Genomic DNA, 25,849 nt, shown 5'->3' with positions numbered 1-25,849 from the left:
CGGAGAAGCGTCAGCTCCCGGGGGTCAAATGGTTTGGTGTGCGTCCGGCTGCTATTCGAAGCGCTCGGGATGCTCACCGAAGATGAAATGCCGACCGGTCACCCGGCTGACATCTACCTCTATATAGAAATCCTTGTACGTGGGGACCCAGGGGTCAATACCCAGTGACTCGGCGAATTCGATCTCCGCATCGGTCTCCAGGACGCGGGCCGTGCCGCGGGCCAGTACGGACCAGGCCTGGTCCGAGAGGATGCCGTCCGCCTCCACGAGGATCTTGGGGTTGATGGTCAGTTCGGCCAGCTTGTTGCCCGGGGCGGAACGGAAGTAGATCTTCTGGTCGTGGGCCTTGATGTTCACCGGGACCAGGTCCAGCTCGTCATTGACCCGCAACCCGAGCCGACCGTGCCGGGTGTTCTCCAGCAGCTGCCAGCACTGCCCCTCGTCCAGGACGAGGATGGCCTCGCCATCGGGGTGGTCGAACATCATGGGCCGGTCTCCTGTGGTCTGGGTGCTGATCTGCCTGGTGGTGTGGTGTCCTGCCCGGTCAGTCGGTGATTCCATTCTCCCGTGCTCGGCGCGTTCCTGCTAGTGCTGACCGGATCCGATCCCGGCAGATGGCGGCGGACTAGCGCGTATACCCGGCCGCCCGGCGGACCGCGACGGTCTCCTCCAACACGCGCACCGCCGTCGGCGCGGTGCGCCCCGGGGCCACGGCCACATAACACGGGGCCAGGTGCGCGGGGCGGCGCTCGGGGCCGTGGGTGTCATAGAACAGTCCCAGGTAGTGGCCGCCGGCCCGGCGCACGAGCAGCTGGCCGACCCCCACATCCCAGGGGTTGGTGTCCACCCCCAAGGTCACGTCCGCCCAGCCGATCGCCGTGTAGGCCAGCTCCAGAGCCCCGGAGACGGTGCGGCGCACGGTGGCGTAGGAGTCCACGAGCCGGCCGAAGCGCTCCAAGGCCACGGGGCCGTCCACCGTCAGGGCCTCGGCCGAGGGGTAGGAGGTCACGAGGTTCAGGGCGGATTCGTCAGGGGTGACCGCGGCATCCGCGGCGGCGGCATCCCCGGCACACGCCGCGCCGAAGCGCTCGCCGTTGAGGTACGCCCCGGCATCGTCGGCGGAGAACTCGAGGCCGTTCACCGGGTCCAGCACCACGCCGGCCACCACCTCGCCGTCCACGGCGGCGGCGATCGAGATGGAGAACATCGCGAAGCCGTGGGCGAAGTTCGCCGTCCCGTCGATCGGGTCGACGATCCATTCGAGCCGGTCCGGGGTGGAGGTGGCGAGCGGGCCGGGGGAGGTGAGGGGGCCGGCGTCGTGCCCGGTGTCCGTGCCGCGGGCACCGCCCTCCTCGCCGACGAAGCGGCTGCCGGGCACCGCCGCACCGAGCAGGCGGACCAGCTCGTCCTCCGTGGCGCGGTCGTGCACGGTGACGAGGTCGTGGGTGTTGCGCTTGGTGCTCAGCTGGAGCCCGTCGGGCTCCGCCCGGAAGGCCTCGACCAGTCGGGGGGCGCAGGCGGTGGCGGCGGATTGGGCCAGGCGGCGCAATTCGCCGGGGGAGGGGAGCGACATGCGGCCAGCCTAGTAGTCACCGATGTGATCAGGATCAGCGAGGTGGTGAATACTGGATGCATGGCCGATCGGACTCCTTCCCTGCATGCTGCTGCCGAGGGCGCCCCACCGTCCCCGCTGCTCGAGGACCGGGAAGTCCTCATCACCGAACACGTGGCCACCATGCTCCAGGACCGGTGGCACGCCTTCCGGCGCAAGTCAGCCGTCCGCCGCGGCCTCATGCCCACGGTGATGTCGTTCACCGGCTACGGCACCACCGGGTGGGTCCGGGTGCTCTCGCGCGTGGTGATGGCCCCGGATGAGGCCTTCGAGAACGGCCGCCGGTTGGCCAAGATGGTCGAGGACGGCGTGCGCGGCTGGCACAACTTCACCTCACCGCCCGTGCCCTACGCCCTGGTGGAGGTGACCGCCGGGGGCCGGACGGTCACGGTCCGGGCGGACCGCGGCGGCGTGGTGGACACCGTGGTCGAGGCGGTCATGGAACCGGGCTGGCAGACCGTCACGTTGCAGGCCAACGGCAGCGAACCCTCCTTCTCGGACGTGTACATCGTGGATGACCACGTGGTGACCGGCGTGGTCTCGGACATCGATGACACGGTGGTGGTGACGTACCTGCCGCGTCCCTTCCTGGCCGCCTGGAACTCCTTCGTCCTGGACGAGCACGCCCGCACCCCGACCCCGGGCATGGCCGTGATGCTGCACCGGCTGCTGAACCAGCAACCCGACTCCCCGGTTGTCTACCTCTCCACGGGAGCGTGGAACGTGGCCCAGACCCTCTCCCGCTTCCTCTCCCGCAACCTCTACCCCTTCGGCCCGCTGCTGCTGACCAGCTGGGGTCCCACGGAGGACCGTTGGTTCCGCTCCGGCATGGAGCACAAGGTCATCCAGCTGGACCGCCTGGCGCGGGACTTCCCCGGCGTGCGCTGGCTGCTGATCGGGGACGACGGCCAGCATGACCCCGAGATCTACGCCGACTTCGCGCGCCGCCACCCGGACAAGGTGCGCGCCATCGTCATCCGCCAGCTGACCCCCTCCCAGGCGGTCCTCGCCGGTGGCCGTGCTGAGGATCCCCGGGACAGCACGCCGGGGGTGCCCTGGTGCTACGGGCCGGACGGCGCCAACCTGGCCGGCCAGCTCGAAGGACTCGGCATCCTGGAGACCGGCCGCGGCGAGGCGAGACCACAGAGCTGGCCGATGACCTCCCAGCTGCCCGTGGTGGTGCCGGAGTGAGTGGGACCCTCGAGGCCCGGCCCGACGGCGGCGGGCCAGGGGTCCGCGTGGACGTCCCCCTGCGCTGGGGGGACATGGATGCCTACGGCCACGTGAACAACGTGCGGATCGCCGCGATCCTGGAGGAGGCCCGCGTCCACGCCTTCGGCGTGCCCGCGGGAACGGGTGCGGCCGGGCCGCCGGCACCGGTGTCCCTGCTGGACGGGGTGCCGGACACGGTGCAGACGCTGATCGCCGAACACCGGATCCGCTACCGGCGGCCCCTGGAGTACCGGACGGTCCCGGTCCGGGTGTGGGTGTGGGTGGCCGCCGTGAAGGGGGCCTCGATCGAGGTGGCCTATTCCCTCCGGGACGGCGTGGACGAGACGGAATGCGTCACCGCCACCACCACCATGGTCTTCGTGGACTCGGCCACCGGCCGGCCCGTGCGGCTGAGCGCGTCCCAGCGGGACACCCTCAACCACATCGGGGGCTGAGTCAGATGACGCCCTGGGCCAGCATGGCGTCGGCGACCTTGACGAACCCGGCGATGTTGGCACCCACCACGTAGTTGCCCGGGGTGCCGTACTTGTCCGCCGTCTCGAGGCAGCGGGCGTGCAGGTCGGTCATGATCTGCTCGAGCTTGTCGTGGGTGTGATCGAAGCTCCAGGTGTCCCGGGAGGCGTTCTGCTGCATCTCCAGGGCCGAGGTGGCCACGCCGCCGGCGTTGGCGGCCTTGCCGGGGCCGAACAGCACGTCGGCCTCGATGAACAGCTCGGTGGCCTTCTGGGTGGAGGGCATGTTGGCCCCCTCGGCCAGGGCGACCAGGCCGTTCTCGATGAGGGTCTTCGCGGCCCGGTCATCCAGCTCGTTCTGGGTGGCCGAGGGCACGGCCACGGTGCCCGGGACATCCCAGACGCTGCCGTCCGCGACGAAGCGGGCCCTGCTGCCGCGCTGCTCGGCGTACTCGGCGATGCGGCCGCGCCTGATCTCCTTGATCTCCCGCAGCAGGTCAAGGTCGATGCCGTCCTCATCCACCACATAACCGGAGGAGTCCGAGGCGGTGATGGCCTTGGCCCCGAGCTGCTGGGACTTGGCGATCGCGTTGAGGGCCACGTTGCCGGAGCCGGAGACGAGGACGGTCTGGCCGTCCATGGTCTGGCCCTTGGTGCGCAGCATCTGGTCCGCGAACATCACGGCGCCGTAGCCGGTGGCCTCCGGGCGGACCAGCGAGCCGCCCCAGGACATGCCCTTGCCGGTGAGCACCCCGGACTCGAAGCGGTTGGTGATGCGCTTGTACTGGCCGAACAGGTAGCCGATCTCCCGGGAGCCCACGCCGATGTCCCCGGCGGGGACATCCGTGTACTCGCCGATGTGGCGGTAGAGCTCGGTCATGAAGGACTGGCAGAAGCGCATGATTTCCGCGTCCGAGCGTCCGGCCGGATTGAAGTCCGAGCCGCCCTTGCCGCCACCGATCGGCATGCCGGTCAGGGCGTTCTTGAAGATCTGTTCGAAACCGAGGAACTTGACGATGCCCAGGTACACGGAGGGGTGGAACCGCAGGCCGCCCTTGAAGGGGCCGAGGGCTGAGTTGAACTCCACGCGGAAGCCTCGGTTGATCTGCACGGAACCGTTGTCATCCACCCAGGCGACGCGGAAGATGATCTGGCGCTCAGGCTCGCACATGCGGCGCAGGATGCCGGATTCAACGTATTCGGGATGGCGGTTGACCACGGGGCCGAGGGCTTCGAAGACCTCGGTCACGGCCTGGTGGAATTCGCTTTCGCCGGGGTTGCGGCGGAACACTTCGTTCCGTAGGTTTTCCAGACCCTGTTCCATGTCCGTCCTCGCTTTCCTCGGTGGCCTCCCTTGACGGGCGGGCATCCCCTGACAGGGTGCGGCCGGGACTACTGTACCGGCCCGTCCGTCAACAGCAGAAAGCGTGACGGTGCCTCATTCGTGCGCCGGGGCGTCCTCCGTGTCGATGGTCGCGCGCTGCGATTCCGCGTACCGGTGACCGTGCACCGTGGCGTGGTTGATGATCGCGCCGACCCGCGCCACGTCCCGGACCGACAGGACCACCTGCTCGGCGGCACGGTCCTCGGCCAGGTGCGCGGCCGACGTCGTGCCCGGGATGGCGAGGACCTCCGGTCCCTGGGCGAGCAGCCAGGCGATGGACAACGACGCCGGCGTGGCACCCAGGCGTTCGGCCTCGGCTCGGAGGGGCTCCAGCAGGGCGCGGTTGGCCGGGTAGTGCTCGGCGGAGAAGCGCGGCATGCGGTGGCGCATGTCACCGGCGGGCAGTGCGGCCGGGTCCTGCAGGGCGCCGGTGAGGAACGCGCGCCCCACGGGGGAGAAGGCCACGAGGGTGGTGCCGGTGCGGCGGCAGGCGTCCAGCAGTCCCCATTCGGGGTTGCGCGTCCACAGGGAGTACTCGTTCTGGACGGCGGCCACGGGGTGCACGGCGTGGGCCCGTTCCAAAGTGGCGGCGGAGACCTCGGAGAGGCCGTAGGCGCCGATCTTCCCGGACTGGATCAGCTCGGCCAGGGCGCCGGCGCTGTCCTCCACGGGGACCTGTCGGTCAAGCCGGTGCAGGTAGTAGAGGTCGATGAAGTCTGTGCCGAGGCGACGCAGGGAGTCCTCGACCTGGAGCTTCAGAGTCTCCGGCCGGCCGTCGACGCCGCCTGCCTTCTCCCGGGTGGCGCCGGTCAGTCCACCCTTGGAGGCCAGGAAGACCTCCTTCCGGTGCGTGCCCAGGGCGCGGCCCACGAGCTCCTCGTTGCGTCCGCTGCCGTAGAGGGTGGCGGTGTCGAAGTGGTCCACACCGGCGTCCAGGGCTGTGTGGATCAGGGCCGTGGCGTCCTCTTCCGTGGGGAAGTCCGAGTACCCGTGGTTGAGGTTCATGCAGCCGAGGCCCACCGGACGTACGGTGCGTCCGGCGAGGGCGCGGGGCGTGGAGAGATCTGTGGTGAGGTGAGTGGTGAGGTGCGGGGGGAGGTCGGTGCGGCGGGCGGAGCTCATGCTCTGAGGGTAGGGCAGGACAGGTCACGGGGCATGTCACGGGGCAGGCGCCGTACTGCACAGGTGTCCCGGGACGCCGTGTCGCCCACCGGAAGAGGCGCTGCACGCGGCCGGACGCTATCGTGTCTGAGGTCACACCTAGAGTCGAAGACATGTTCGAAGATCACCCCCCGGGGGCACCCGAGCCGCCCAGCCCACCCGAGCCGCCCAGCCCACCCGAGCCGCCCAGCCCACCCGAGCCACCCAGCCCACCCGAGCCGCCCAGCCCACCCGAGCCACCGGGGGCGCCCCAGGTGCCCGAGTCGCCCAGCCCACCCCGGGATGCCGTCGACCTGATCCGGATCCGCGAGGCCCTGGGCGCCATGGAGCCGGCAGTCGATCCGGCCGAGGCCGTGGACCGGATCCGCGTGCTGGAGGAGCTGAAGGCCGCCTGCGCCGCGGCCCAGGCGCGGGAGACCGTGGTGCTCAACGAGCACCGCCAGTGGGAGGACGCGGCCCACGGGCGGGCGAAGGGTGATTTCGGCCGAGGCGTGAGCGGCGAGGTCGGCCTGGCCCGTCGCGAATCCCCGCATCGTGGACGCTCACGGCTGCGGCTGGCACGCCACCTCGTGCAGGACATGCCGCACGCCCTGGCGGCCCTGACCTCCGGGCAGATCAGCGAGGACCGGGCCGCCGTCCTGGAGCGGGAGACCCATTGGCTCCCTCCGGCAGCCCGCCGCCGGGTGGACGAGGCCCTGGCCGAACGGATGCCGTTCCTGGGGGACCGCCACCTGATCAACGAGGTGCGGCAGGAGGCGATCCGCCAGGATCCCGTGGCCGCCACCGAGCACTTCGACCGTGCCGCCGAGTCCCGGCACGTCACTGTCCAGCCGGCCAAGGACGGCATGGGGTACCTGACAGCATTGCTACCCCTGGAACAGGCGGTGGCCTGCCGGCGAGCTCTCATGCAGCACGCGGCCTCCGTGACAGCAGCCGGGGAGGCAGCGGGCCGCACCCCGCACCAGATCATGGCGGATGCCATGGTGGAGCGCCTCAGCGGGCAGGAACGGGCCGCGGACATCTCGGTGGAGATCCAGCTCGTCATGACGGATGCCGCCCTGTTGGACGGGGAGGACACCCCCGCATGGCTGCCGGGGCACGGGCCGGTTCCGGCCGAGTACGCCCGCCAGATCCTGGGCCGTACGGAGGCTGAGATCTACCTGCGGCGTCTGTACCTGGCGCCGGAGACCAAGAACCTGGTGGCCATGGACTCGAAGCAGCGGACGTTCCCGGAACTGCTGAGACGGATGGTGCTGCTGCGGGACGACCTCTGCCGGACGCCCTACTGCGATGCGCCGATCCGGCACGTGGACCACGCCGTGCCCCACCGGGAGGGCGGACCCACGAGCTGGGAGAACGGCTCGGGACTCTGCGCCCGCTGCAACTTCATGAAGGAGCAGCCGGGGTGGAACCACCGGCCCGGCCCTGACGGACTGGAGGTCCGCACGCCCACCGGCCACGTCTATGCCATGCCGGTGCGGCCGTTCGCACCACCCGAGCGGCGGTGGGGGCCGGAGCCGGGGCAGGCCGCCTGACCATCCGGCACCGGCACGGACCACGGGCACAGCACCGGCTCAGGTCAGCGGGGCAGCAGCCACCCATCCCAACCGGAGCTCTGCTCCAGGTAGGTGCGCACGTACACGTCGTTCTGGCGGTTCCGCACGCGGATGGCCCGTTCGTAGTAGCCGACCAGCTGTTCGCACAGCACCGGCCACGTCCGCCCCTGCACCGTCTGGAAGGCGGTCTCGGCGAAGGCGCGGCGTTTGACGTCGTCGTAGACCAGGTCCTTGACGCGCTCGCGGAGTTCGACCAGGTCCCCAGGGCCGTAGAGCCATCCGGTGCGGGAGGCGTCCACGAGGTCGAGGGGACCGCCGCGGCCCACGGCGACCACGGGTACGCCCGAGGCCATGGCCTCCTGGATGGTCTGGCAGAACGTCTCGGACTCTCCGGGGTGCACGAACAGGTCGAAGCTGGCCACGTGGCGGGCCAGGTCCTCCCCACCCTGGAAACCGGCGAAGTGGGCACCGGGCAGCTTCTTCTTCAGCGAGTCCTTCAGCGGTCCGGAGCCGACGATCACCAGCCGGGTCCCCGGTAGGTCGCTCAACACGGCGAGGTCCGCCACCTGCTTCTCGGAAGCCAGCCGGCCGACGAAGCCGATGAGCCGCTCGCCGTTCGGGGCCAGTTCCGCACGCAGGGCCGTATCCCGCTTGGAGGGGTGGAACCGGGCGGTGTCCACCCCGCGGCGCCAGAGGTGCACGCGCTGGACACCGCGCCCGTGCAACTGGTCCACACAGAAGCTGGAGGGTGCCACGGTGAGCGTGGCCTGATCGTGGATGCGCTCGACGTGCTGCCAGAGGACGTCCTCCAGCCAGGGGAACCCATAGCGGGCCGCATAGTTGGGGACCTCGGTCTGGTAGATGCACACGCTGGGCAGCCCCAGGGCGTTTGCGGCCTGCACCGCGCGCCAGCCGAGGATGAAGGGGGAGGCGATGTGGACGACGTCGGGCTCGAACTGTTCGAGGATCCGGCGGACCCGGTTGACGGTTCCGGCGGCCACCCGGACGTTGGTGTAACCCTGCAGGGGGATGGAGGGCAGGCGGTGGACGGGGTAGCCCTCCACCTCGGCGGGTGCCTCATCGTCCATCCAGGAGGACGAGGGGGCGATCACCAGGACGTCGTCCCCCCTACTCCTCAGATGGCGCAGCACCTGGAGGATGGAGTGGGTGACACCGTTCATGTGCGGCAGGAAGGATTCAGCGACCACGGCTACTCTCACGGTCTCAGGATTACCGGCTCCGTTCGACGTCCGCCACGCGAGGCGGTGGCAGTCACATGTCGGCCGGGTGAACTCTCGGTACGCCTCCCGGCACGCCACGCCGTTCCCGGGGCGCCCGCCGGCCGGGTGGCACCATAGACGATGATATGAACGCCCGAAACAGCCGTGCCCTGAAGCCCCTGCCCCTGCCCCTGTGGGTGCAGGGTGCGATCGAGGTACTCATCGCCGCGGTGATCTCGGCGATGCTCGTGCTGATCCCCCTGGTGGTCATCTGGTCCGGGGGCGGGTTCGCCGCCACCGGGATCGATTTCATCGCGCGGATGGGCGGGCAGGTCTGGCTGGGGATCCACGGGGTGCCGCTGCACCTGACCATCGAGTCGGCCACCACCTCGGCCGACACCCAGGTCGGCACCTTCTGGTTCCTGCCCTGGGGGCTGCTGCTGCTGCCGCTGTTCCTGGGCTGGCGTGCCGGCCGCCGGTTGGCCCGGGCCTCCTACCGGGACCAGATCTGGCAGCCCCTGGCCGGCGGGGCGGGCACCTACGCCCTGGTGGGGCTGATGACCTCGCTGCTGGTGCCGAACGGGATGGTCTCCATCAACCCGCTGTGGGGCACGCTCCTCCCGACCCTCGTCATGGTCTGTGCCCTGCTGGCCGGTGCCCGGCGTGAGGCCGGATCCTGGGGCCGGCTGATCGGCGTCGACCTGGCCGATCGGATCGAGCGGCTCTCCCAGCACTCGCGCTGGGCGGGGTCCTACGTGTGGTCCGTGGTGCGGGCCGGCGCCGTGGGGCTGGTGGCCGCCTTCGGCCTGGCCGCGGCACTGATGGCCGTGCAGATCGGCCTGCACTGGGCCGATGTGGCGCAGGTCTACCAGGAGCTCGGCGCCGGGATCTGGGGCGGGCTCGTGGTCACCGTGGCCCAGCTCGGCGTCATGCCGAACCTGGCCATGTGGACCCTGGCCTGGACCTCCGGCGCCGGGTTCAGTCTCGGCAGCGGCTCCGTGGTGGCCCCGCTGCAGACCGCCGTGGGCCCCCAGCCCGCCATCCCGGTGCTCACCGCCCTGCCCGTGGGGCTGGAGCCGGCGTGGTCCTGGGTGTTCCTGCTGCTGCCCGTGCTCGCCGGCTTCCTGGCCGGCTGGTGGCTGCTGCGTGAGGGCGAGAACCACTTCGACGAGTGGCTGTCCCTGAAGATCCCGGCCCGCTGGGCCTCCATGACGCTGTCCACCCTCGCCCTCGGCGTGTTCGTGGCGATGGCGACGGCGGCGCTCGCCGTGGTGCCCTTCTGGCTCTCGACCGGTTCGCTCGGGGTGGGCCGGCTCGTCGAGCTGGGGCCGGAGGCCTGGCTGGCGGCCCTCATGCTCGGCGGGCTCGTGGGGCTCGGCGCCATGTTCGGATACCTCGTCTCCCCGCTCTGGGAAGGATACGAGCTGGTCCTGCCGGAAGCCTGGGACCAGGAGTCTGACGGCGAGGACCACGACGGCGGCCGCGCGGCCCGGGACGGCTGACTAACCCAGGCGGGCGGCCAGTGCCGCAGTCTGTGCCGGGTCCAGGACGGCGGCCGGGTGCGGCCCGGCGGCCAGCAGGGCCGAGCGCAGTGCCTCGGGATCATCGGTGGCCAGCGCACCACCGGCGGCCAGGACCACGTTGCCGGTCTGTGCCCGCTCCAGCAGGGTCGCGTCCGCCAGCGCCCAGGCGCCGGACAGGCCCGACCCGGCGCAGGCCAGCTCCAGCGCGGAGGCCTGCGGGCCGAGGAAGTGGAGGCCGGCGTCGTCCCCGATGTTCACCAGCAGCACGCCGTCCCGGGTGAGGGATGCCAGCAGCTCGCCGTAGAAGTCCTGACCCGTGAGGTGCTCGGCCACGTCCACCCCGGTGTAGATGTCCAGCACGACGGCGTCGAAGTGCGGCCCGGCCAGACTCCTCAGTTCCTCGCGGGCGTCCCCGATCATCACGGTCAGGTCCGTCCCCGCGGGCAACGGCAACGCGGAGAGGACGAAGGAGGGCAGCTCCCGGTCCAGGTCCACCACGGTCTGGGCGGAGCCGGGACGCTTGGCCTGCACGTACCGGGGGAGGGTGAGTGCGCCCGCCCCCAGGTGGAGGATGCGGATCGGTCGGTCGGCCGGCCAGGCGGCGTCGAGGACGTTGGCCATCCGGCGCAGGTATTCGAAGCGGATCCGGCGGGGGTTCGCCAGATCGACGTGCGACTGGACGGCACCGCCGATCTCCAGCACCCAGCCGTCATCGTGCTCATCCGGGACGATCCGGGCCTGCTCGCCGGACTCGCCCAGGTGGACGGTGGAGGTCACCGGAGGCCGCCGAGCTGTTCGGTGTAGGTACCGGTGCAGTTCTTCAGGGAACGTTCCGTCAGGGCGGAGGAGGTGCACTGCTCGAACTGCTCGGTGGCGTCCCAGAACAGGATCTGGGCCGAGGCCACGAAACCGAACACGGCGCACCCGACCATCGCGGCCGCGGTGGCGAACCGCAGAAGCCAGGGGGACTTCACGTGGGCGGTGCGCACCAGGGCCACCACCCCCCAGACGAGACCCGCCAGCGCGAAGAGCAGGGCCACGGACTTCCACGGCAGGGTCAGCACCGAGGAGAGGTAGGTGAGCAGCAGCATCCCGGCCACCCAGAGCAGCGCATCCCGCAGGGAGCGGTACTTCTTCAGATCGGGATCAGTGCTGGGGGACTCGGTCTGGCTCACCGGGTCAGACTAGTCCCTGCTCCGTGAGCCAGGCGGCCGCGAGGTCCGCGCTGGAGGCCTGGTCCTGCACCGACTGGCGGTTCAGCCCGATCAGCTCGTCCGCCGTCAGCTTCGCGTTGACCTGGTCGATCACGGCGGCAGCCTCCTCGTCCACATCCTCCGAGGCGATCGGGGTGACGTGCTGCGGCAGGATCAGGTTCTCCGGGTCCTCGAGGGTGACGAGGTCCTCAGTCTCGATGGAGGGGTCCGCCGAGTAGATGTCGGCCAACTGCACGTCCCCGTCCACGAGGGCCTTGACGGTCAGCGGGCCGCCGGAGTCCTCCACGGGAACCACGGTGACGTCCACGCCATAGGCCTCGCTGAGGCCCTCCGGGCCGTAGGGACGGGTCTCGAACTCGGAGTTGGCGGCCACGCTCAGTGCCCCGTCCACGGACTGCAGGTCGGCCAGGGAGACCAGCGAGTGCTCCTCGGCGAAGGCGCGGGTGACGTTGTAGGAGTCCTGGTCCGTCGCCTCCGCCTGGGGCAGGGCTCGCAGCCCCTCCGGCAGCGCCTCACCGAGCGCGTCCTGGATCTCGTCCGGCGTGGTGGCGGTGGACTCCGCGTCATAGTACTGCAGCAGGTTGCCGCCGTACTCGGGCAGCAAGTCGATCGCCCCGGACTCGAGTTCCGGCAGGTACACCTCGCGCTGGCCGATCTGGTATTCGCGCTCCACGGTGTATCCACCGGCCTCGAGGGCCTGCGCGTAGAGCTCCGCGATGATCTCGTTGGAGTAATACTGCTGGGAGCCGATCACGATCGCCTCGGCCGAGCCGCCGCCGTCGTTGCCGGTACTCTCCCCGCCCCCGAGCGGATCTGAACTGCCGCAGCCGGTCAGGGCGAGCGCGGAGACGGCGGCCACGGCGAGCAGGGAGCGGCGGGCGGCGTGGGGAGGGCGAAGGCGTGAGGTCATGGATTGAACCTACGTGGCGTGGACCCGGCGCGCCACCCGGACCCCGCGGGGCACCGTGGCGCGGCCGGCGGCGGCGAAGGCCAGGTCCAGGACGATGGCGAGCGCCACCACGATCAGCGAGCCGCCGAGCATCATCGCGTAGTCCTGCGTCTTCAGCCCCAGGAAGAGGAACCGGCCGAGCCCGCCGGCGCCCACGTAGGCGGCGAGCGTGGCGGTGGCGATGACCTGCAGGGCCGCCGAGCGCAGCCCGCCGATCAGCAGCGGCAGCCCGAGCGGCACCTCGATGCGCCACAGCACCTGGGCTCCGGTCAGGCCCTGGGCCACGGCGGCGTCGATGACCTTGCGGTCCACGGCCTCGAAGCCCGCGTAGGCCGCGGCCAGGATGGAGGGCACGGCGAGGATGACGAAGGCCGTCATGGGCCCGGTGAGCCCGATGCCCAGCAGCAGGCCCATCAGGGTCACCACGCCCAGGGTCGGCAGGGCGCGGGCCGCACCGGACACGGCGACGGCCACCCCGCGGCCCCGACCGGTGTGTCCCACCCACCAGCCCACCGGCACAGCGATCGCCGAGGCGATGAGCAGGGCCAGGGCCGTGTAGCCGAGGTGTTCCAACGAGCGGGCGCCGAGGCCGGAGGGCCCGTCCCAGTTCGAGGGGTCGAGGCACCAGCGGAAGGCCTCCCAGATCTGGTTCATCCGCGCGCCCCCTGGGCTCTCCGGGAGGGGCGGCGCGTCCAGGGCATCAGCAGCCGGCCCAGCAGCACGAGTAGCCGGTCCAGGGTCAGGGCCAGGGCCACGGTGAGCAGGATCCCGGTGAGGACCTGGGCGAGGATGCCGCGCTGGAAGCCGTCCGTGAAGAGCAGGCCCAGGGACGGGATGCCCAGCACGGCCCCGACGGTGCACAGGGACACCGTGGAGACCGCCACCACGCGCAGGCCCGAGAGGATGACCGGCCCGGCCAGCGGCAGGTCCACGGCCAGGAACCTCCGCAACGGCCGGTAGCCCAGGGCCAGGGCGGCATTGCGGGCCTCCGGGGGGATGGAGTCCAGGCCGTCCGCCACGCTGCGGACCAGCAGGGCGACGCCGTAGAGGGTCAGGGCCACCACCACGTTCACCACGTCCCGTACGCCGGTGCCGAGCAGCACGGGCAGCACGATGAACAGCGGCAGGGACGGGATCGCGTACATCAGCCCGGCCCCGGTCAGCACCGTCCCGTTCAGGATGCGGACGCGGTGCGCGAGCCATCCCAGGGGCAGGGAGATCAGCAGGGCCAGCAGGATGGCCGGCAGGGAGGTGGCGAGGTGCGCCCACAGTCGCTCGCCGATCAGCGGGAGGTTGCCGAGGATCCAGTTCATGGGGCGGGCACCGTCACTCCGCCAACACCCCGGCGGGACGGCCGTGGGGATCCACCACGAGCACGGAGCCGTCCGCCGCCGTCTCGCGGTGCAGGGTGCGCTGGCCGCGCTCCAGGCCGAGGAAGGTCCGCACGAAGTCGCTGGCCGGGGCGGAGACGAAGTCCCGCGGGGTACCCTGCTGGGCGACCTGCGCGCCGGCCTCGAGCAGCACGATGTGGTCGCCGAGGCTCAGGGCCTCGTCCATGTCATGCGTGATGAACAGGATGGTCGTGCCGAGCTGGCGGTGCAGCTCCAGGAGCTGGCGCTGCAGCTCGCCGCGCACCAGGGGGTCCACGGCGCCGAAGGGCTCGTCCATCAGCAAGAGCTCCGGATCGGCGGCCAGCCCGCGGGCCACGCCCACGCGCTGCTGCTGTCCGCCGGAGAGCTGGGCCGGGTAGCGGTCCGCCAGGTTCGGGGCCAGGCCCACGAGGTCCATCATGTCCGCGGTCTTGCGCCGTGCCGCGGCCCGGTCCATGCCGTTCAGCCGGGGGACGGTGGCGATGTTCTGTCCCACCGTGCGGTGGGGGAGCAGCCCCGCATTCTGCATGACGTAGCCGATCCGCCGCCTCAAGGCCACGGGGTCCTGGCCGGCCACGTCCTGACCGTCCACCTCGACCCGGCCGGCGGTGGGGTCCACCATCCGGTTGACCATCCTCAGCAGCGTGGTCTTGCCGCATCCGGAGGAACCGGCCAGGACGGTCAGAGACCCCTGGGGTACCTCGAGGGAGAAGTCATCCACGGCCAGGGTGCCATCGCGGAAGCGCTTGCTGACGGATCCATACGAGATCATGGGATGACCCTACGCGGACGTGGGCCGACTTAGGATGATCCCATGCGCATCGTGGCCCTCGCCTCCGGTTCCGGATCCAACCTGCAGGCGGTGCTGGACGCCGTGGCCTCCGGCACCCTGGACGTCCAGATCGCCGCGGTGGGATCGGACACGCCCGACGCCGGCGCGCTGGCCCGCGCTGCGGCCGCCGGGATCGAGACCTTCGTGGTGGACTTCGCGCGGTTCGACGACCGGGCCGCCTGGAACCACGCGCTGACCGTGAAGACGGCCGCCTACGCCCCGGACTACGTGCTCTCCAGCGGATTCATGCGGATCGCGGGGCCGGAGTTCATCGAGGCCTTCGACGGCCGGTACCTCAACACCCACCCGGCGCTGCTGCCCGCGTTCCCCGGCGCCCACGGGGTCCGGGACGCCCTGCGGTACGGGGTCAAGGTCACCGGCTGCACCGTGCACGTGGCGGACGCGGGCGTGGACACCGGCCCGATCCTGGCGCAGGCCGCCGTGCCCGTGCTGGACACGGACACGGAGCAGACCCTGCACGAGCGGATCAAGGTCCAGGAACGGAACCTGCTGCTCGTGGTGCTCGCGGAGTTGGCCGCCGGGAAGACCCCGGGGGACTACCGGCCCGCCTGAACCCCCACCGGTTCAGTCGATGACCCGGCGGGTGCCCTCGCTCGTCAGCAGCACGGCGATCAGTCCCGCGACCAGGATGGCGATCCAGAACCCGGCCACCGCCAGGGTGCCGCCCACCAGCATGAGGCCCGTGGCGATCATCGGGGTGAAACCGGCACCCAGGGTCGAGGCGCCCTGGTAGGCCAGCGAGGCCCCCGTGTAGCGGACCCGGGCGGGGAACTGCTCGGCGATGAAGGCTCCGATCGGGCCGTACAGCATGGCCTGCACCACGCCGTTGCCCAGCAGGATGGCGAGGGCGAAGCCCCAGAGGGTGCCGTTGTTCAGGAGCAGGACGAAGGGGTAGGCCAGGATGATCCCCAGCACCCCGCCTATGGCCAGCGTGCGGCGGCGGCCGATGCGGTCGGAGAGCCGGGCGGACCAGAACGTCACGATCAGGGTCACGAAGGCGCCCGCCGCCTTCACGTTCAACACACCCTCCTGGTCCACACCGTTGCTGACGGCCGCGGAGACACCCCACATGGTCAGGATGGTCTGGCAGGCGTAGAAGCTCATGGCGGCGAACAGCGAGAGGACCACGGCCCGGGGGTGGTTGCGCAGGACGTCCAGGAGCGGCAGGCGCTCGCGGGTCTTCTCGGCCTCCTGGTCCAGCCGCTGGAAGGAGGGGGTCTCCGCGACCTTGAGACGGATGACCATGCCGACCACGATCAGGGCAGCCGAGAGCAGGAAGGGGATGCGCCACCCCCACTCGAGGAAGGCGTCACCCGTGAGGGCCGAGGTCGCGGAGACCACGAGGGTGGCCAGGATGGCGCCGGCGGGGCTGCCCCCATTGGCGAAGGCCGTGGCGAATCCACGGTGCTTCTGTGGGGCGTGCTCCAGCGCCATGAGCGCCGCTCCGCCCCATTCGCCGCCGACTGCCACGCCCTGGACCACACGCAGCAGGACGAGCGCTATCGGGGCGCCGATGCCGATCTGCGCGGTGGTGGGCAGCAGACCGATCAGCACGGTGCCCGCACCCATGATGAGCATGGAGAGCACGAGCATCTTCTTGCGGCCGAGACGGTCCCCGAAGTGGCCGAAGACGATGCCGCCGAAGGGCCGGGCCACATAACCGACGGCCAGGGTGGCGAACGAGGCGAAGAGGGCGACGCCGGCGTCGAGGTCGGCGAAGAAGACGTGGTTGAAGACCAGCGCGGCGGCCGTCGCGTAGAGGATGAAGTCGTAGTACTCGATGGCGCTGCCGATGAAGCTGGAGGCCAGGATGCGCCGCATGTCCTTGGTGTTGATGGAGTCCTGGGGCGTGTCACCGGGCGGCGGGAGCTGAGGCTCGGTCTGCTGGTGTCGGGTTGAGATACTCACGGAGAACTCCTGGTGATGACGTGGTGAGACGTGGTGGTTCAGCGGCTGACGAGGTTCGCGGCCTCCCGAGCTGCACGGGCCGGTATGACGTGACCCACCTCTCAATTGGTTGACTTCCTCAAGTGTGGTGTTTCTCACCTAATGTGGGAAGCCAATAGATTCTATGGGCGGCATGAGGAGAAACGATGGTGGATTTCACACTGCGTCAGATGCAGTACTTCGTGGCTGCCGTTGAGACCGGATCGATCACGGCCGCGGCCCAGCGGTGCCACGTCTCCCAGGGGGCGGCCTCGGCGGCGATCGGGCAGTTGGAGAGGGTCGTGGGCGCGCCCCTGTTGGCGCGGGGCGGAGTGCGCGCCGTGGTCCCGACGCCGGCCGGCCGGGAATTCCTGCTCCATGCCCGCCGGGTACTGGAAGCCGCGGAGGAGGCGGGTGACGCCGTCTCGGAGAGCCTGACCGCACTGCGCGGGGCCGTGCGCATCGGGGTGGGCGTGACGCTCTCCCCGCAGCTGGTGCCGCGACTCGTCGCCTCCCTCGCCGCGGACCAGGCCCAGTTGGATCTCCAGTTCGTGGAGGGGGCGCCCCGTGCACTGGAGGAGCAGGTGCTCGGCGGGCGGATCGACGTCGCCTTCCTCTACCGTCAGCAGGCCGGGACGTCGCTGACGGTCACGGACCTCGTCCCCGTGCAGCTGCACGTGATCCTGCCGGTCGGTCATCGGCTCGCGGGCGAGGAGCGGGTCTGGTTGCGGGAGGTGGTGCCGGAGCCGGCCATCCTCCTGGACGTGCCGCCCACGATCCAGCGGCTCACGGCCATCGTGGAGTCGGTGGGGCTGGCGATGGACGTGCGGTGGACCAGCTCGAACATGGAGACGATCCGTTCGCTCGTGGCCGGTGGGCACGGATTCTCCTTCGCCAACAGCATCCCCGCCACCGGTGCGACGTACACGGGGGAGTCGGTGGTCTATCGGCCGGTCGCGGATGACATCACTCCGAACTCCATCGTGGCGGTGACGTTGCCGGGCCGGGTGTCGCGGCGGGTCCGGGCGGCCATCCAGGCGGTCGGTGCGTCATCTGATTGCGTGTGAGCAGGCTCACCGATAGTCTGTGTGCAAACTAACTCACTATCGAGATAGGTATTTTCATGGCTTCGGTCCAGGACCAGCACAGCGGCGATCTGCGCCAACGCATCGAACACTCACCCATGGGTGCCTACCAGTGGCTCATCATCGGCATCTGCACCTTCCTCAACGCCCTGGACGGCTATGACGTGCTTGCCATGGCCTTCACGGCGACCCCCGTCACGGAGGAGTTCGGGCTGAGCGGTGCCGAGCTGGGCTTCCTGCTCAGCGCCGGCCTGCTGGGGATGGCCGTGGGCTCCCTGACCCTCGGCCCGGTGGCGGACCGGATCGGCCGGCGGAACATGACCATCCTGGCGATCGTCGTCAACGCGGCCGGACTCTTCCTCTCGGCCACGTCCGCCAACGCCGCGGAGCTGGGCGTCTGGCGCATCGTCACCGGTCTCGGGATCGGCGGCATCCTGGTGGGGACCAACGTCATCTCCTCCGAGTACGCCAACCGCGCCCGCCGCGGACTGGCTGTGAGCATCTACGCGGCCGGCTACGGTGTGGGCGCGTCCCTCGGTGGCACCGCCGCGGTGTGGATGATGGGCGAGTACGGCTGGCGCTCGGTGTACACCCTCGGTGGCGCGCTGACCGTGGTGGCCCTGGTCCTGGTGTTGATCCTGCTGCCGGAGTCGGCGGCCTTCCTGTACAACCGCCGGCCGGCGGACGCCCTGCAGAAGATCAACCGCATCGCCCGCAAGGTGGGCCAGGCACCGGTGTCGGCCTTGCCGGCCCTGTCGGGACCGCACGCGGGCACCCGGGCCGCGGGGCCGGCGTCGGGCACCGGATCCGAGGCGGCCGGGGAGGGCGACCGTGGCATCGGCGCGCTCTTCAACCGGAACCACCGGAAGGTCACGGTGCTGGTCTGGGTGTCCTTCTTCGCCGTGATGTTCGGCTTCTACTTCGTCAACTCCTGGACCCCGCGCCTGCTCAACGAGTCCGGGCTGACCCAGAACCAGAGCGTGGTCGCGGGCATCATGCTGACCCTGGGCGGGACCATCGGCTCGCTGCTGTTCGGTTTCCTGACGTCGCGCTGGTCCACCCGGTCCACGCTGTTCTGGTTCACCATCGGTTCCGCGGTGGCCATCGTGGCGTTCATCTCCTCGACGGCCGTCGTCTGGGCCGTCTTCGCCCTGGGGATCGTGGTGGGCATGCTGATCAACGGCTGCATCGCCGGACTCTACGTGCTCACCCCGCAGGCCTACCCGTCCTCGATGCGCAGCACCGGGGCGGGCTGGGCCATCGGCATCGGCCGGGCGGGCGCCATCCTGGCCCCGCTGGCCACCGGCGGCCTCCTGGACGGCGGTTGGACCCCGCAGGCGGTCTACATCGGGGTGGCCGTGGTGGTGCTGATCGCCACCGTGGCGCTCTGGATGCTGCGCGGTGCGGACATCGAGGCCAACCGGGCGCCGCGGGGCTGACTACTTCCCGGCCAGCAGCCGCTCCAGGTCGGGGCGGTTGAGGATCGGCTGGCGGAAGTCCGCGCCGAGGTTCTCCAGGTCACGCCACCCCCGGTCGGCATCCGAGGACGCGATCGCCAGCCGCGCGTAGACGACCTCGAAATCATGGGCGAAGGCGTCCCGCCCCGTGGCCGAGACGCAGGACTCGGCGGTCACCCCGGCCAGGATCAGCCGCCGGAGGCCGTGCGCCCGGAGACGATCGGCCAGTCCCGTGCCGAAGAAGGCACTGTCCCGGGTCTTCGTCAGGACCGCGGTGGGACGCAGGTCCAGACCCGTCAGGGGCGCGGCCTGGCTGCTGCCCTCGAAGTTGAAGCCCTGGCCGTCCTCGAGCATCTTCAACGTCCAGGTGGACCGGTCCCGCTGATGCATGGTGTTCACCACGAGGACCGGGTGCCCGCCGGCCCGGGCCACCCCGGCCAGCCAATTGGCCTCGCGGATCATCAACTCACGATGGTCGGCGAGGTCCGGGAACTCGAAGAATCCCTCCTGCAGATCGATGAGGACAACAGCGGTCGGCGTGGCGTTCATGAGGGGAGCCTACTGTCCGTCACGGGACCTCCGTCACCTCCAGGTCGCGTCCTTTGGTCTCCGGTGCCATCAGCATCATCACGACGACGGCCACCACCACGAGCGCGCCGGTCACCACGAAGGACCAGGCCAGCCCGATGGCCGGCACGAGGTAGGCCACGAACACCAAGGGACCCACGCCGGCCGCGATGCGGGAGACCGCCGAGGCCCAGCCGAACCCGGAGCCCCGAAGCTCGGTGGGGTACAGCTCGGAGACGTAGGCGTACAGCACGGGGATGGCGATCTGCACCACGAAGCCGAACCCCAGGACCAACGGGAGCACCGCCGTGGGGACCTGGAGTAGCGCGGCCAGCGCGACCAGCAGGAAGGACGCCACCACGGCGGTGACCGCCAGCAGCCACTTGCGGCCGGTCTTCTCCACGAGCCAGGCGGCCACCACCACACCCAGGAGTCCGACGGCGGCCATGGCACCGGTCATGATGAACGCCCGCGACTGCTCGTACCCGGCCTCGATGAGGAAGGTGGGCAGCCACTGCAGGGCGAGGTAGTAGACGAGCATGAGGGTGAAGAACAGGGCCCAGGCCACGGTCGTGATGCGCCAGGAGTGCCGCCACAACTCCGCCAGCTGCTCACCGAGGGCCCCCACGGTCAGCGGTTTCGGCGCCGGCACCACCGGCATCACGTACTCGCGCGGCGCGGCCCCCGTGCGGCGCACCATCTCATCGATGACACCCCGGGCCTCGGCCTCGCGGCCCTGTTGGATGAGGAACAACGGCGACTCGGGCACGTGCAGCCGGACGAAGAACACCAGCAGGGCGGGCAGGATCATGGCCAGCATCGGCAGCCGCCAGTCACCGAACTCTGCCACCAGCCAGGCGGAGAGGAATCCGCAGGCCGCGGCGCCGACCGGCCACCAGCCGTCCATCGCCGTGAGCACGGTGCCACGGTGCTTCCGCGGGGTGAACTCTCCCACGAGCGCGTAGTCCACGGGGATGCACCCACCCAGGCCGAAGCCGGCCAGGAATCGGAAGAGCACGAACCAGAGGACGTCCCCGGTCAGGACCCCGGCCAGGGTGAACAGGGAGAACATCAGCAGGGTGGCCGTGAAGGCCTTCTTGCGCCCGATCCGGTCCGCGACGGTGCCCCAGACGAAGGCGCCCACGGCCATCCCTATCAGGTTGGCCGTGCCGATCCAGGCGGCCTGGCCCACGCTCAGGGACCACTCCTCGCGCAACAGGGGGATGAGCACACCGTTCAGGGAGACGTCCCAGGCGTCGAACATGAAGCCGAGTCCGCCGATAATGAACACCCGGCCCTGGGTGTTCCACCGCCAGGGCAGGCTCTGGACGATCTCCTCGCCCGTGGGCGGGCTGACGGTGCTGGGGTGCTGGCTCACCCCGCCATTGTTCCACCGGCCGCCGCGGGGCCGGGCTCTGGGACCATGGAGGCATGACGGACCCAGCCCAGGAGGAGCTCGAGCGGACGTACGACATCGACGGGCCGGCACGCCTGCCGCGCCTGACCGGGGTGGACGGTGTGGCCCGGGTGCGCCACCATCCGCCGACGGCCCTCGAGGCCGTCTACTTCGACACGGCGGACCGGGACCTGTCCGCCCACCACGTCACCCTGCGGCGCCGCACCGGAGGCGCTGATGCCGGCTGGCACGTGGTGATCGGCCGGGGCGAGCGCCGGATCGAGATGCGCTCACCCCCGGGCTCCGAGGACCTGACCGTGCCGCGGCGCATCCGGGATCTCGTCCACGTCCATGTCCGCGGCAAGGCCCTGACACAGATCGCCCGGCTGGACACCCTGCGCTCCACGGTGGACCTGCTGGACTCTCAGGGTCACCTGCTCGCGGAGGTCCGTGACGACCAGGTGGCCGCCCGGGCCGTGGGCCTCCCCGCCGAATCCAGCGTCCAGCACTGGCGCGAGTGGGTGGTCGAGGTGAGCGAGCCCGGCTCCCAGGGACTCCTGGACGGCGTGGGGTCGGTGCTCCAGGCCGCCGGCGCGCGGGCCTCCACGGCCGGGGCCACGGTGGAGCGGGTGGTCGGCGCCACGGCGGATCCGCTGGATCCGCAGGCCCCACTGGCTGGGCACGGGAACACCGCAGGGCACGACGGCGGCCCCCTCGGTGTGCGCTCGGTCCTGACCGCCACGGTGCGGGCCCAGCTGGCAGTCCTCAAAGACTGGGATCCGTTGGTGCGGTGCGATGTGGAGGACTCGGTGCACCAATACCGGGTCTCCTGCCGCACCCTGCGTTCCCTCCTGCAGACCTATGCGCCGCTGCTGGATCGCGAGGTCACCGGGGCCGTGGTCCGGGACCTGAAGACGCTGGGCCGGCTGCTGTCCGTGGCCCGGGACGCCGAGGTGGTGCGGGACCTGGTGGCGCAGCGGATCGAGGCACTGCCCGGCGGAGGTGGGGGCCCGGTGGCGGGGCTGATCCCGGGCCGCACGGTCAAGCGGCTGCAACGCTCCCAGGCCACGACGTACGATGCGGCGCATGCCCGGCAGCTCAAGCGGATGCGCGGCACCTGGTACGCCGAGGTCCTGAACCGGTTGGACGCCCTCGCCCTCGAGGTGCCGCTCCATGCGGACTTGCCCGCACAGGACGAGGCAGATGCCGTCGAGGCGATGGTCCCGCTGGCCGCCGGCCAGGTGGACGCCGTGCTGGCGCTCGCCGCCACGGTGGGCGCCGGGCAGGACCACGAGACGCGCCTCGAGCTGATGCACGAGGTCCGGAAGGAGGCCAAGCGGCTGCGCTACGCGGTCACCGCGGTGCAGGAGGCCACCGGCCTGGGGTTCGGCGCCGAACTGGTGGAGCGCATGCAGACCGCGAAGGGACTGCAGGCGGCCCTGGGGGAGCACCGGGACTCGGTGATGTTCCAGGCACACGTGCTGGCCACCTCGAGGGCCGCCGCCACCCGGGGCGAGGACACCTTCGGCTATGGCGTGCTCTTCTCCGCCGAGTTCGCCCGCCAGAGCCGGACCGAGGCCGAGGCGGAGGCCCTGGTGGCGCAGCTGGCGGGCGGCCGGGGAGCTGATCGGGCCTAGACTGATGCAGGCGCCGGGCCGGCGTCGACCCCGTCCCCGTCCTCGACCCCGTCCCCGTCCTCGACCCCGTCCTCGACCCCAGGAGTACCTGACGTGACCATCCAACTCGACCGTGTCCCGCTCAAGCGGGCCCTGATCTCCGTCTACGACAAGACCGGTCTGGAGGAGTTGGCCACGGGGCTGCACGCCGCCGGCGTGCAGATCGTCTCCACGGGATCCACGGCGAAGCGGATCGCGGGGGCCGGGGTGCCGGTGACCGAGGTGTCCGAGGTGACGGGCTTCCAGGAGTGCCTGGACGGCCGCGTGAAGACCCTGCACCCGCTGGTCCATGCCGGGATCCTGGCCGACCGACGGCGCGAGGACCACGTGGCCCAGCTGGAGCAGATGCACATCCAACCCTTCGACCTCGTGGTGGTGAACCTCTACCCCTTCGTGGACACCGTCCGCTCCGGGGCGGGCCAGGACGAGGTCGTCGAGCAGATCGACATCGGTGGGCCGTCCATGGTGCGCGCCGCCGCCAAGAACCACCCGTCCGTGGCCGTCGTCGTGGACCCGGCCAAGTACGGCGACGTGGTCTCCGCCGCCGGGCAGGGCGGCTTCGACCTGAAGGCGCGACGCCGGCTCGCGGCCTTGGCCTTCGCCCACACCGCGGCGTATGACAACGCGGTGGCGGCCTGGACTGCCGCCCAGTTCGAGCCCGACGAGGAGTCCGCCGACGGTGCGGGCACCCCGGAGGCCAACATCTTCCCGCCCTACGCGGGTGTCACCCTCCAGCGCGCCGAGACCTTGCGCTACGGCGAGAACCCACACCAGAAGGCCGCGCTCTACGTGGAGGACGGGGCCGCCCCGGGGATCGCCCAGGCCGAGCTGCTGCACGGCAAGCCGATGAGCTACAACAACTACGCCGATGCCGATGCGGCCCTGCGCGCCGCCTTCGACTTCGAGGCGCCTGCGGTGGCCATCGTCAAGCACGCCAACCCCTGCGGCGTGGCCGTGGGTGACGACGGTGCCGCGGACGCGATCGCCACCGCTCACCGCAAGGCCCATGCCTGCGACCCGGTGTCCGCCTTCGGTGGCGTGATCGCGGCCAACCGCGAGGTGACGGCGGGCATGGCCACGGCGGTCAAGGACATCTTCACCGAGGTGGTCATCGCCCCGTCCTTCGCCGCAGAGGCCCTGGAGATCCTCTCCGCCAAGAAGAACATCCGCCTGCTGCGCCTGCCGGAGGGCTACGGCCAGGCCGCCGGAGGCGACAGTATTGAGTTCAAACAGGTCTCCGGTGGCATGCTGCTGCAGGCCCGCGACGCGGTGGACGCGGCCGGGGACGATCCCGAGACCTGGACCCTGGCCGCCGGTGAGGCCGCCGATCCGGCGACCCTGGCGGACCTCGCCTTCGCCTGGCGGGCCGTGCGGGCGCCGAAGTCCAACGCCGTGCTGCTGGCCTCCGGCGGTGCGACGGTCGGCATCGGCATGGGCCAGGTCAACCGCCTGGACTCCTGCCGGCTGGCCGTGGAACGCGCCAACACCCTCGGTGCCGCGGCCACCGGCGCCCAGGAGGTGGGTGCCGGCCTCACCACCGCTGACATCACCACTGCCGGTGGAGCCGAGAACGTCACCGGCGACGGTGCACCCGAGCGGGCCCGCGGTGCGGTCGCCGCTTCCGATGCCTTCTTCCCGTTCGCCGACGGCCTGCAGATCCTCCTGGACGCCGGCGTGCGGGCCGTGGTCCAGCCGGGTGGCTCCATCCGGGACGAGGACGTGGTGAAGGCCGCCGACGCAGCCGGGATCACCATGTACTTCACCGGGGCCCGCCACTTCTTCCACGGCTAGTCGCGGGACGAGATGACGTCGATATCCTCTGACCGTGATCCGGCCCATCGCCTGGAGGCGGAGATCCGTGGTGACCTGCGCCAAGGCGACCTGGAGGCGGCGCGAGACGGCCTGCGTGAGTTGTCACCGGCCAAGGCCGGACGTCTGCTCGGCCGCACGGAGCCCAGCGGTCTGGCCGTGGTCTTCCGACTACTGGAGAAGAACGCGGCTGTCGAGGTCTTCGCCGCGCTGGAGCCGCGCCAGCAGTCACAGCTGATCAACGGACTGCAGGATGAGGACGTCCAGGACATGTTCGGCCAGCTGCAGGCCTCCGGGCAGGCGCGCTTGCTCGACGAGGTGCCGGCGGAGGTGGCCCAACGGTTGCTGGGCACGCTGGGCCATGCTCAGCGGGAGGCCGCCGGCCGGGTCCTGGGATACCCGCCCGGGTCGGTGGGCCGCCGGATGGGGCCCGTGCTCGTCGAACTGCGCCCGGGCATGACCGCCGGTGAGGCGTTGCGGGCCCTCCGGGAATCCGGGGTGCCCCGGCGGCGCCAGCGCCGGCTGGTGAGCCTGCCGGTGGTCGGGCCCGGGCACCGGCTGCTCGGGATGGTGGAGCTGACGGTCCTGGCCAGCGCGGCCGAGGGGGCCGCCGTCGCCGATCTGATGGGGACGGCCCTGGAGACCGTGGGGACCACCGAGGACGACGAGGTGTCAGCCCGCCGGCTCCTGGACGAGGACCTGCTCGCCCTGCCGGTGCTCGATGAGGGCGCACGGATCGTGGGTGTGCTGACCCTGGCGGACGCGACCCGGATCCTGGCGGAGGAGGAGACGGAGGACGCCGCGCGCTCGGGTGGTTCGGAACCGTTGTCCCAGCCCTACCTCTCCACCTCCGTGCGGAGCCTCGTGCGCTCGCGCATGGTGTGGCTGTTGGTCCTGGCCGTGGGGGCGACCCTGACCGTCCAGGTGCTGGAGGTCTTCGAGGCGACCCTCGAGCAGATGGTGGTCCTCTCCGTCTTCGTCCCCCTGCTCATCGGCACCGGCGGCAACACCGGAAACCAGGCAGCCACCACCGTCACCCGGGCCCTGGCCCTGGGGGATGTGAGACCAGGGGACACCCTGCGGGTGGTGCGGCGCGAGTTTGCGGTCGGACTGAGCCTGGGCGCCCTGCTGGGCACGCTCGGGCTGGTGGTGGCCGGGCTCGTCTACGCCTGGTCCATCGGGATCGTCATCGGCCTGACGCTGATGACGATCTGCACCCTGGCGGCCTCGGTGGGATCGTTGATGCCCATCATCGCCCGGCGGATCGGGGTGGACCCGGCCGTCTTCTCCAATCCGTTCATCTCCACCGTGGTGGATGCGTTGGGGCTGATCGTCTACTTCCTCATCGCCCGCGCCGTGCTGGGACTCTGAGCGCGGCCCGTGCGGTGGCCCGGTCCGGACACGAT

24 protein-coding genes are annotated in these 25,849 nt (G+C 70.8%); 10 read left to right on the top strand and 14 right to left on the bottom strand.

The genetic code is table 11. From position 1 onward, the window contains the following. Window positions 1–51 precede the first annotated feature (51 nt). A complete protein-coding gene (locus ACSU1G_RS20940) occupies window positions 52–486 on the bottom strand; it encodes a pyridoxamine 5'-phosphate oxidase family protein (RefSeq protein ID WP_439281932.1) in 435 nt (144 codons plus the stop codon). A gap of 139 nt (window positions 487–625) precedes the next feature. Continuing rightward, the gene (locus ACSU1G_RS20935) at window positions 626–1,573 is read right to left on the bottom strand and encodes an inositol monophosphatase family protein (protein WP_439281931.1); all 948 of its coding nucleotides are present in this window, start codon (window positions 1,571–1,573) and stop codon (window positions 626–628) included. 60 nt (window positions 1,574–1,633) lie between these two features. Between ACSU1G_RS20935 and ACSU1G_RS20930 the strand changes: the two genes are divergently transcribed. Next, a complete protein-coding gene (locus tag ACSU1G_RS20930; protein ID WP_439281930.1) occupies window positions 1,634–2,803 on the top strand; it encodes an App1 family protein in 1,170 nt (389 codons plus the stop codon). Between the two features lie 74 nt (window positions 2,804–2,877). After that, complete coding sequence (locus ACSU1G_RS20925; RefSeq protein WP_439282011.1) at window positions 2,878–3,279, top strand: acyl-CoA thioesterase; 402 nt, start codon at window positions 2,878–2,880, stop codon at window positions 3,277–3,279. Window position 3,280: 1 nt separating this feature from the next. Here the strand turns inward: ACSU1G_RS20925 and gdhA are convergent, their stop codons facing one another. Continuing rightward, the gene (gdhA, locus tag ACSU1G_RS20920) at window positions 3,281–4,621 is read right to left on the bottom strand and encodes an NADP-specific glutamate dehydrogenase (RefSeq protein ID WP_439281929.1); all 1,341 of its coding nucleotides are present in this window, start codon (window positions 4,619–4,621) and stop codon (window positions 3,281–3,283) included. Between the two features lie 114 nt (window positions 4,622–4,735). After that, window positions 4,736–5,803, bottom strand: coding sequence for an aldo/keto reductase (locus ACSU1G_RS20915; RefSeq protein WP_439281928.1), 1,068 nt, complete (start codon window positions 5,801–5,803; stop codon window positions 4,736–4,738). 152 nt (window positions 5,804–5,955) lie between these two features. On the opposite strand from ACSU1G_RS20915, the gene ACSU1G_RS20910 reads away from it, so the two are divergent. Further along, window positions 5,956–7,377 (top strand): DUF222 domain-containing protein, encoded by a 1,422-nt coding sequence (locus ACSU1G_RS20910; protein WP_439281927.1) that lies wholly within the window; start codon window positions 5,956–5,958, stop codon window positions 7,375–7,377. 44 nt (window positions 7,378–7,421) lie between these two features. Here ACSU1G_RS20910 and ACSU1G_RS20905 read toward each other — a convergent pair whose 3' ends face one another. Continuing rightward, entirely contained in the window at window positions 7,422–8,618 is a 1,197-nt protein-coding gene (locus tag ACSU1G_RS20905; protein WP_439281926.1) for a glycosyltransferase family 4 protein, read from the bottom strand. Between the two features lie 146 nt (window positions 8,619–8,764). Here ACSU1G_RS20905 and ACSU1G_RS20900 point away from each other — a divergent pair, with 146 nt between their 5' ends. Next, window positions 8,765–10,120: a cell division protein PerM gene (locus tag ACSU1G_RS20900; protein ID WP_439281925.1), complete on the top strand. Its 1,356-nt coding sequence runs from the start codon at window positions 8,765–8,767 to the stop codon at window positions 10,118–10,120. On the opposite strand, the gene ACSU1G_RS20895 is transcribed toward ACSU1G_RS20900, so the two are convergent. From ACSU1G_RS20895 to ACSU1G_RS20870, 6 genes are read right to left on the bottom strand one after another with little or no spacing between them, the layout of a single operon-like run. After that, a complete protein-coding gene (locus ACSU1G_RS20895) occupies window positions 10,121–10,918 on the bottom strand; it encodes a spermidine synthase (RefSeq protein WP_439281924.1) in 798 nt (265 codons plus the stop codon). Further along, on the bottom strand, window positions 10,915–11,316 hold the full coding sequence (locus ACSU1G_RS20890; protein WP_439281923.1) for a hypothetical protein: 402 nt from the start codon (window positions 11,314–11,316) through the stop codon (window positions 10,915–10,917). Before ACSU1G_RS20890 ends, ACSU1G_RS20895 begins: the two co-directional genes overlap by 4 nt. Window positions 11,317–11,320: 4 nt before the next feature. Beyond that, window positions 11,321–12,265, bottom strand: a complete 945-nt coding sequence (locus tag ACSU1G_RS20885) for an ABC transporter substrate-binding protein (RefSeq protein WP_439281922.1) — start codon at window positions 12,263–12,265, stop codon at window positions 11,321–11,323. 9 nt (window positions 12,266–12,274) lie between these two features. Continuing rightward, window positions 12,275–12,958, bottom strand: coding sequence for an ABC transporter permease (locus ACSU1G_RS20880; RefSeq protein WP_439281921.1), 684 nt, complete (start codon window positions 12,956–12,958; stop codon window positions 12,275–12,277). Further along, on the bottom strand, window positions 12,955–13,617 hold the full coding sequence (locus ACSU1G_RS20875) for an ABC transporter permease (RefSeq protein ID WP_439281920.1): 663 nt from the start codon (window positions 13,615–13,617) through the stop codon (window positions 12,955–12,957). Before ACSU1G_RS20875 ends, ACSU1G_RS20880 begins: the two co-directional genes overlap by 4 nt. 13 nt (window positions 13,618–13,630) lie before the next feature. Further along, window positions 13,631–14,446 carry an ABC transporter ATP-binding protein gene (locus ACSU1G_RS20870; RefSeq protein WP_439281919.1) on the bottom strand — a complete coding sequence of 272 codons (816 nt, stop codon included), beginning with the start codon at window positions 14,444–14,446 and terminating at the stop codon, window positions 13,631–13,633. A 42-nt stretch (window positions 14,447–14,488) separates the two neighbouring features. On the opposite strand from ACSU1G_RS20870, the gene purN reads away from it, so the two are divergent. Further along, entirely contained in the window at window positions 14,489–15,079 is a 591-nt protein-coding gene (purN, locus tag ACSU1G_RS20865) for a phosphoribosylglycinamide formyltransferase (protein ID WP_439281918.1), read from the top strand. A 12-nt stretch (window positions 15,080–15,091) separates the two neighbouring features. Here the strand turns inward: purN and ACSU1G_RS20860 are convergent, their stop codons facing one another. After that, entirely contained in the window at window positions 15,092–16,435 is a 1,344-nt protein-coding gene (locus ACSU1G_RS20860) for an MFS transporter (RefSeq protein WP_439281917.1), read from the bottom strand. A 185-nt stretch (window positions 16,436–16,620) separates the two neighbouring features. Between ACSU1G_RS20860 and ACSU1G_RS20855 the strand changes: the two genes are divergently transcribed. Together ACSU1G_RS20855 and ACSU1G_RS20850 are read left to right on the top strand one after the other, a co-directional pair. Further along, entirely contained in the window at window positions 16,621–17,520 is a 900-nt protein-coding gene (locus ACSU1G_RS20855; protein ID WP_439281916.1) for a LysR family transcriptional regulator, read from the top strand. A gap of 56 nt (window positions 17,521–17,576) precedes the next feature. Then, the gene (locus ACSU1G_RS20850) at window positions 17,577–18,977 is read left to right on the top strand and encodes an MFS transporter (protein ID WP_439281915.1); all 1,401 of its coding nucleotides are present in this window, start codon (window positions 17,577–17,579) and stop codon (window positions 18,975–18,977) included. Here ACSU1G_RS20850 and ACSU1G_RS20845 read toward each other — a convergent pair whose 3' ends face one another. Together ACSU1G_RS20845 and ACSU1G_RS20840 are read right to left on the bottom strand one after the other, a co-directional pair. Beyond that, window positions 18,978–19,544 (bottom strand): cysteine hydrolase family protein, encoded by a 567-nt coding sequence (locus tag ACSU1G_RS20845; protein WP_439281914.1) that lies wholly within the window; start codon window positions 19,542–19,544, stop codon window positions 18,978–18,980. A gap of 19 nt (window positions 19,545–19,563) precedes the next feature. Beyond that, window positions 19,564–20,940 carry an MFS transporter gene (locus tag ACSU1G_RS20840; protein ID WP_439281913.1) on the bottom strand — a complete coding sequence of 459 codons (1,377 nt, stop codon included), beginning with the start codon at window positions 20,938–20,940 and terminating at the stop codon, window positions 19,564–19,566. A 53-nt stretch (window positions 20,941–20,993) separates the two neighbouring features. Here ACSU1G_RS20840 and ACSU1G_RS20835 point away from each other — a divergent pair, with 53 nt between their 5' ends. The 3 genes from ACSU1G_RS20835 (at window position 20,994) to mgtE (ending at window position 25,814) form a co-directional block, all read left to right on the top strand. After that, window positions 20,994–22,595: a CYTH and CHAD domain-containing protein gene (locus tag ACSU1G_RS20835; RefSeq protein ID WP_439281912.1), complete on the top strand. Its 1,602-nt coding sequence runs from the start codon at window positions 20,994–20,996 to the stop codon at window positions 22,593–22,595. Between the two features lie 93 nt (window positions 22,596–22,688). Next, on the top strand, window positions 22,689–24,425 hold the full coding sequence (gene purH / locus ACSU1G_RS20830) for a bifunctional phosphoribosylaminoimidazolecarboxamide formyltransferase/IMP cyclohydrolase (RefSeq protein WP_439281911.1): 1,737 nt from the start codon (window positions 22,689–22,691) through the stop codon (window positions 24,423–24,425). Between the two features lie 12 nt (window positions 24,426–24,437). Further along, the gene (mgtE, locus tag ACSU1G_RS20825; protein WP_439281909.1) at window positions 24,438–25,814 is read left to right on the top strand and encodes a magnesium transporter; all 1,377 of its coding nucleotides are present in this window, start codon (window positions 24,438–24,440) and stop codon (window positions 25,812–25,814) included. The last annotated feature ends 35 nt before the right edge of the window (window positions 25,815–25,849 follow it).

It is taken from the genome of Microbacterium sp. A93 (genome assembly GCF_051842835.1).
The sequence above is the reverse complement of the archived record's forward strand: the minus strand, read 5'-3'. Positions and strand labels throughout refer to the sequence as shown.